This is a genomic window from Thermotoga sp. RQ7 (assembly GCF_000832145.1).
GTDB lineage: Bacteria > Thermotogota > Thermotogae > Thermotogales > Thermotogaceae > Thermotoga > Thermotoga neapolitana.
In genome coordinates this window covers 1844995-1851618 of record NZ_CP007633.1, presented here as the reverse complement: position 1 = coordinate 1851618, position 6624 = coordinate 1844995, and the positions used below count along the sequence as shown (strand labels likewise).

The 6624-nt window shown below is 47.0% G+C and carries 8 protein-coding genes; 3 read left to right on the top strand and 5 right to left on the bottom strand.

Annotated features, from left to right (window positions below; all coding sequences use genetic code 11):
• Positions 1 to 64 precede the first annotated feature (64 nt).
• Genes TRQ7_RS09440 through TRQ7_RS09425 form a run of 4 tightly spaced genes read right to left on the bottom strand, consistent with a single transcriptional unit; the run spans position 65 to position 3268 of the window.
• Positions 65 to 247 (bottom strand): ferredoxin, encoded by a 183-nt coding sequence (locus tag TRQ7_RS09440; RefSeq protein ID WP_038067923.1) that lies wholly within the window; start codon positions 245 to 247, stop codon positions 65 to 67.
• Positions 248 to 285: 38 nt separating this feature from the next.
• Positions 286 to 1026, bottom strand: a complete 741-nt coding sequence (locus TRQ7_RS09435) for a DUF4895 domain-containing protein (RefSeq protein WP_015920062.1) — start codon at positions 1024 to 1026, stop codon at positions 286 to 288.
• On the bottom strand, positions 1023 to 2216 hold the full coding sequence (locus TRQ7_RS09430) for a VWA-like domain-containing protein (RefSeq protein ID WP_041844521.1): 1194 nt from the start codon (positions 2214 to 2216) through the stop codon (positions 1023 to 1025). Before TRQ7_RS09430 ends, TRQ7_RS09435 begins: the two co-directional genes overlap by 4 nt.
• Positions 2213 to 3268 (bottom strand): MoxR family ATPase, encoded by a 1056-nt coding sequence (locus tag TRQ7_RS09425; RefSeq protein WP_041844520.1) that lies wholly within the window; start codon positions 3266 to 3268, stop codon positions 2213 to 2215. The genes TRQ7_RS09430 and TRQ7_RS09425 overlap by 4 nt, the downstream gene beginning before the upstream one ends.
• A 57-nt stretch (positions 3269 to 3325) precedes the next feature.
• On the opposite strand from TRQ7_RS09425, the gene TRQ7_RS09420 reads away from it, so the two are divergent.
• Complete coding sequence (locus tag TRQ7_RS09420; protein WP_236681719.1) at positions 3326 to 3745, top strand: hypothetical protein; 420 nt, start codon at positions 3326 to 3328, stop codon at positions 3743 to 3745.
• Complete coding sequence (locus TRQ7_RS09415) at positions 3711 to 4169, top strand: restriction endonuclease (protein WP_041844575.1); 459 nt, start codon at positions 3711 to 3713, stop codon at positions 4167 to 4169. The genes TRQ7_RS09420 and TRQ7_RS09415 overlap by 35 nt, the downstream gene beginning before the upstream one ends.
• Here TRQ7_RS09415 and TRQ7_RS09410 read toward each other — a convergent pair.
• Positions 4150 to 5319: a PD40 domain-containing protein gene (locus TRQ7_RS09410; RefSeq protein ID WP_041844518.1), complete on the bottom strand. Its 1170-nt coding sequence runs from the start codon at positions 5317 to 5319 to the stop codon at positions 4150 to 4152. The genes TRQ7_RS09415 and TRQ7_RS09410 overlap by 20 nt on opposite strands.
• Positions 5320 to 5343: 24 nt before the next feature.
• Between TRQ7_RS09410 and TRQ7_RS09405 the strand changes: the two genes are divergently transcribed.
• Positions 5344 to 6621, top strand: a complete 1278-nt coding sequence (locus tag TRQ7_RS09405) for an ArsB/NhaD family transporter (RefSeq protein ID WP_015920056.1) — start codon at positions 5344 to 5346, stop codon at positions 6619 to 6621.
• Positions 6622 to 6624 lie beyond the last annotated feature (3 nt).

Genomic DNA, 6624 nt, shown 5'->3' with positions numbered 1-6624 from the left:
TCAACGGAGAAAAAGAAACAGATCTGAAAAAATTCTAAAGGGGTGGAAACCCACCCCTTCTTCCTCACTCTTCAACGCTTATAGCGCCAGTGGGACAGCTATCAGCAGCGTCTTTCGCACAGGGAAGGTCAGTTTCGGGCTGGAGGACCTTGGCCTTCCCATCGTCACCGAGCTGGAAGACATCTGGACAGAGGTTTTCACAAACTCCACAACCGATGCAGGCATCTGCGTCGACCTTTACCTTCATGTTTCGCCCCTCCTTGGAAAGTTTTCGTACATTGTCTATTATAACATCGAAATGGTCACCTTGTATATTTTCTTCAATTTCTTCAAGAAATCTCCCACAAAGGATACCAGATCGAATTCCTCTTCGAAGAACCTGTCGTAACCGATCCTCAAACTGAGAAATGTTCTCTCTTCTGGGTTCTGGGCTGGCTGTATGTTTTCCTTTTTCCTGAGAAGGACTCCTATTTCGTGAAGCAGTGGCACATGGTCCTTCTCGACCCAGTCCGGCAGATCAAGGAACACATCTATTCCCTCGTTTCTCAGGATCAACTTGAGTTCTGAGTTCAGAAGATCGAAAAGCTTTTTCAGATCTTTCTCCGATACTCTCTCCTGAAACAGGAAAAATTCCTCACCCCTGACTTTCTCCTGAAGGAATATCTTCTGAAGCCACGTCTCATCGCCGACCGATCGCAGAACCTTTACCCTCAACGGCATACGGAAGATCCCTGAAGAAACCGAATCCACTTCTTTGAAATGCTTCCTGTAGAACGAAAGTAGGGTGTCGGGAACGTCCGCAGACACTCTGTATATACATGGTTCTCTGTCGAACGGATCCTCAACGGAGAGGTTCAAAAGTTTCCTGCCGGATACGTCCATCATGAGAAAAAGACTCGGAAATCGGTGCCTTTTCACCCTCAGCAAAAACACATGAAGGTGAACGTTGTCGAGTCTTTCCTCGTATTCCTTCAGCGGGTTCACGGGAGAAATCTCTTTCAGGAGAGACTCCAGTTCCTTTTTCACGATAGCATCACCACCGCATCCTTACCGTACATCCTCCGGGCTTCTTTCTGAAAATCCTCGTTGTGGAATCTGGAGAGCACAAAGAGAATCCTTCTTCTTGCAAATGGAACATCCGTGTGGCCATCTGTGAAAACGATCGTACCTTCCGCCCTCAGCACCTTCTCGGAGTAATCAACGGCCGGCTGAAGGTCAGTACTTCCGCCGCCCACGATCTCCAGATCCCGCCAGTCTCCCGATCTGTACCTGACAACGGAGGTCACATTCCTGTCCACCTGAACGAGCCAGATCTCTTCTTTCAAAATGCCTGCGAGTCTCTCCAGTTCCGATACAAACTGATTCAGTTCCTTTTCCACGATACTTCCACTTGTGTCGATCACAACAGCCACCCTGGGAAGGTATTCGTTTCGCCACCCTGGAAGATGATCGTACCTTCTGTTCGGTCTCAATGGTGTGGTGTATCGATCCGTCTTTATGGAAATTCCGAAGAATCGCCGGATAAGGGTCTTCCAGTCGAGTTCAGGATTTTCCAGCAAAAGCTGAACTTCCCTTTTAACCCCGGAGGGAAGTGAATCTCCAAAGATGTTGAAAGCCTTTTTGGTTCTGTCTTTCGTGAGCTCCAGAATCATCTCAACTGGAACGTCCTCTTCGAACAATCCCGAATGATCGTCCACACCTTCTCGAAACTCTGAGACCACCTCTACATCGTATCTTCCGAGTCTTTCCATCTCATCTAAAATCCATCTGTGGTAGGTCTCTGCGTTTTCGAACATCATCCACTCTGGTGGTAGAACGAACAGCGTGTCGTTGTCCACGGCATGACCCTCTTTGATTAGAACGTCGAGCGGAACACCGAATGCTGCAAGTTCAGGAATGTACTGGTTGATGGCAGCGTCCATGGCAAGGTCCCATATTTTTCTGTCTCTTTCATCTTTTGGTTTTATTCGAAAGTGCTGGAAGATCACGTGCATGACCTCATGCAACAGGAGAGCCTCAACCATTCTCACATGCTTTTTCTCCAGAGCCTCAGGATTGTAAAGCAACATCACGTCTCCTGTTGTGGAAAAGGAGATCTTCAGGTTCCTGATGGACTTTGACGGGACGATCTTCATTCCGAGGAGAACGTAGTAATAGAATGGGGATTTTTTTCCCAGATTCAAAACAGCTTTCTCCAGCAGTTCCTCAGGTTTCATATTTCACTCACCATTTTTCGAAGTTCTTCTTTTTCCACCATCTTTTCCAGAATTTTATCGAAGAGATCGGATTTTTCACCATCTTTCTGGGATTCATCGACTATGAACCTCAGAATACCATAGAAAGATTCCTTTGGAACTTTTTCAGCGAGTTTTGAAAGATTCTCTGAAATGACGTTCAAATTCCTCTCGAGAGTGGTTCTATCTGTTTTGTTCAAAAAGTCCACAACCCTCAAAACGAGGGTGTTTGCCGCATGAACATCGTCCATATCTTCCATTTCACCTTTCAAAAGGACACGTTCCACAGAGGGCACCCGTGTTTTCTGGAAGAAGGAGTCGTAGAAGGCTTTCGCTGCCTCCGGACCCACGATTCCCGCGGCCAACACGTATCCGTACTTTTCCTTTTCCTCTTCTGTGAGGGTCTTCAGAACGTTTGAAAGTTTGTACCAGCTCCTTGGGGAAGGTTTCAGAGATGTTTTCAGGGAGAGGCTCTTCTCCGGAAAGAGAAACTCCGGATAGTTTTTGATGAAACTCCTCACTTCTTCTGAAACACCGTTTTTTCCAGCCCATTCCAACCACTCCGAAACATCCGGATTGACCTCGAGTATGAAAAACCTCGATATGAAAGCGGGATCCGTTATGAGATCTGCCTGGTCGTATTCTTCCTCCGGTGGGTTCATGGCCGCCATGATCCATGTTCCCTCCGGAAGAACATGGTTGTGGATCCTTCTGTCTATGAGAAGCTGCATGATCGCATTCCTCACAGAACGATGCGCTCTGTTTATCTCGTCCAGAAAGAGGAGGGTGTTTCCGTCCTCTGGCCACCAGTCTGGTCTCAAAAACACCGTTTTTTCCTCAGACCGTGCAGGAAGCCCTATCAGATCTCCTGGTTCCATCTGTGAGAGAACCAGTATGATCAGTTTTCTGCCTGTTTCCTCTGCGATGTCTCTTGCGATATCTGTCTTTCCAACTCCGAAGTGACCTACCAGAAGGGGAATCTCTCCTGCCAGCATGATTTTCTTTGCCAGGAATTTTGCTTCTTCCACCTTCACGCTTCCACCTTCCTTTCCTCATCAATGATACCACGTTTGATATCATAGGAAAGGGTGATGAAAATGAGCGTTCTGGGAATCGTCCTCACAGTTGCTGTCGTTCTTTTCATCGTTTTTCTTGCACTCTCGGAGAGGAAAAGAGAGATAACACCGGATCTTGTCTGCCAGGCCGTGAGAAAACACTACGAGAGGAAGAGATATCAGATCGTTCAGAGGACGGTGAACGGCTGCGAGCTGTTTTTGATAAAAAAGGGTGCTAGAAGATTGATCGTTGCGGTTGGAAATGTGAACTTCGATGTTGTGAAGGAGATCCTCTACACCGCGTATGTGAACAGGGTGCGCGATGTAAGAGTGGTTTATTCTTCCATTACAAAAGAATCCCAGGAGGCCTTTGAGAGGATGAAGAGAACTTTCAGAATTCACAGAACGAGGGTGAAAAGTGATGATATACGTCGTTTTGATTCTGTTGTCTTTTAGCCTTGCTTTCATCTGGTTCTTTCTCAGAAGAAGAAAGAGAAACGAAAGATTAAGATCTCTTCTGAAGACCGGTCTGAAGAGCCCCTATCGATTCGAAGAGTTCGCAAGGGAATATCTTCGGGAACACGGTTTCAAAAAGGTGAGGGTGACTCGAAAAAGCAAAGACTTTGGTGCAGACATCGTCGCAAAAAAGCGCGGAAGAACCGTTGTTTTTCAGGTGAAGTTGAGAAGTTCTGCCGTGGAAAAGAGTGTGGTGAAAGAACTCGTGGCGGCTGCCTACATCTACGGTGCTGTCGAAGTGGGTGTGTTCACCAACGGTGAGATATCGCAGTCCCTTGAAAAAGAGCTGGAATTACTTGAATCAGCAGGAGGATTCATAAAGAAGGTTCACGTTGTGAAGAACATCACTCCTGAGGAACTCTGAAGCGCACGATCCAGATGTCCGGTTCACTGCCCTTTTCGTACACAGAGAAAGCCACCAACTTTCCGTCCTCAGAGAACGCAGGATAGAACGCATCGTAAGGGATCTTTTCCGTCAGGCACCAGACTTTCCCACTTTCCAAATCCTTTGCGTATATCCTGAAAACACCGTCCCTGTTCGAGGAGAAAATCAGGTAATTTCCAAACACATCCGGATCGAACTCGTTGTAAGGGCTGTTTTCCAGAACCGTCACCGTTCCATCCGGAAGGAGTTCGTATATTCCAAAGTCGGACTCTTTCAAACCAACGAAAACGATTCCATCTCTGCCCTTGACGGGTGTGAAAACCCAGTCGAACGGAAGATCGTACGTCTTTTCCCTCATCGTTACGAGATCTTTCACAACGAGATGATTCGAGGTGGCATCCTCCTGAACGTACACCACCGTGTTTTCGTCGAGCCAGTTGGGATTGTACGCTGCAAATCTACCCCGTGAGATGAGTTTTATCTTCGAGGAATAATCTTTTGAGATCGGCATGTAATATATGCCCCAGTTTCCATGGAGTGAACCCTGAAAGAGCAGATACTTTTGGTCCGGGGATATCCTCGGAAAGTACTCGCTGCTACCGTACACAGGCAGGGGGATAAGTTTTCCATTTTTTCTGTCGATCAAAAACAGGTTTCTGTTTCCAGAAAGCCTTTCTGAGGAGAAAACAAAATACTCACTGGAGAAATCACTGTACTCGTCGAGGGCAGGATGATAAGTGAGACGAAACACCTCCGGGAACTCACCCTTCGAGAACAGATAGAAAGAGACCTTCTCGAGCGGAAAAGAAGCACACTCCATCACGAAGTCCCTGTAATACTTGTATCCTCCGGGGTTGTACTCGTATCTTACCGTTTCATCTTTGTATCTCCACTCTCCAATGTACACATTGTCCGTTGCGTCGTACGAGAGGAAAAAGGTCATCGAAAACGTCGCCGTCGCCGAATTGGTAACGGTTGCCTCTTCCGGCAGAAGTTCGAATATCTTGCTTTTCACATCCATCAAAACAGATGAGGCCTGATCCGTACTGAACAGGCTTAAATTCAGAGTTACAATTGCGAAAGAGAGAAGAGGTATAATAGCAAAGATCGAAAAAAGGGTTTTTTTCATCTCTGTACCTCCGGAGGAGATAATTTGTTCGAGAGTGCTCTCGTTTCCCTTCTGATCTTTATAATAGTATACCTCTTCATCGTCTTGGAAAAACACCACAGAGCGGTTATCACCATGCTGGGAGGAAGCGCCACACTCTTTCTTGTGTTCAAAGATCCCATCGAAGCACTCGTCAGGTACGTGGACTTCAACACCATATTTCTCTTGATAGGCATGATGATCTTCGTTGCCGTCACAAAAAGAAGTGGTCTGTTTCATTTTCTGGGATTGTACTCCGTGAAATTTTCCAGAGGAAACGTGTTCTTTTTCTTTCTTTCGATCAACTTTCTTGTGGCCCTTCTTTCATCCTTCCTGGACAACGTGACGACGATCCTCGTGTTCGTGCCGGTTACCCTCGTGGTCTGTGATACGGTGGATCTCGACCCGGTGCCCTTTGTAATATCTGAGATCATCTCCTCGAACATAGGCGGAACCGCCACGATGATAGGAGATCCTCCGAACATCATGATCGCTTCGGCGGCAAAACTCCACTTCCTGGATTTTGTTCTCAACGTGGCCCCCGCAGCCGTTCTGGTATTCTTCGTTGTAATGGGGTTTCTCTCGATCGTCTACAGAAGGGTCATCTTCAAAAAAGTGCCAACAGAGGTGGTCAAAGGGTTCGATCCAAGAAGGGCCATCGTCAACAAAAAACTCTTCTATCTGTCCATAACGCTGACAGTTTTTGTCCTCGTTCTTTTTTCCCTCCAAAAGGTGCTCGGGCTGGAGAGTTTCGAGGTGGCCCTGTTCGCCGGATTCTTCTCTCTTGCTTTCCTGAACAAGGAGGAAATAGAAGGAGTTCTCAAAGAGATCGAATGGGGCGTCATTTTCTTCTTCATAGGTCTTTTTCTCGTCGTCGGCGGGCTGGAAGAAACGGGTGTTCTGGAAAAGATCTCGGCTCTTGTTTCCAGAATGTCAGGCGGAAAGATGGAACGTGCACTGATATCTGTTCTGGGGATATCCGGCATCAGTTCAGCATTCGTCGACAACATTCCGTTCACGGCCACGATGATTCCGGTGATAAAGAAACTTGCGATTCTGTCGCCGGAGAATTTTTCTGACCTGAGGCCTCTCTGGTGGGCGCTTTCTTTAGGAGCGTGTCTGGGGGGAAACGGTACCCTGGTTGGAGCGTCTGCGAACATCATAGGAACCTCATTGGTTGCGGACAGAAAACACATCACGTTCTGGGATTATTTCAAAGTGGGTTTTCCTGTACTCTTAATCAGTCTTCTGGTTTCTGGGGTGTACCTTTTGTTCAGATATTGAGGT

What these genes read in the sequence shown, in the direction of transcription:
- TRQ7_RS09415 (WP_041844575.1), top strand. Translation starts at nt 3,711, where the DNA reads ATGATATACGTCGTTTTGATTCTGTTGTCTTTTAGCCTTGCTTTCATC.
- TRQ7_RS09430 (WP_041844521.1), bottom strand. Translation starts at nt 2,216, where the DNA reads ATGAAACCTGAGGAACTGCTGGAGAAAGCTGTTTTGAATCTGGGAAAA.
- TRQ7_RS09410 (WP_041844518.1), bottom strand. Translation starts at nt 5,319, where the DNA reads ATGAAAAAAACCCTTTTTTCGATCTTTGCTATTATACCTCTTCTCTCT.
- TRQ7_RS09420 (WP_236681719.1), top strand. Translation starts at nt 3,326, where the DNA reads ATGAAAATGAGCGTTCTGGGAATCGTCCTCACAGTTGCTGTCGTTCTT.
- TRQ7_RS09440 (WP_038067923.1), bottom strand. Translation starts at nt 247, where the DNA reads ATGAAGGTAAAGGTCGACGCAGATGCCTGCATCGGTTGTGGAGTTTGT.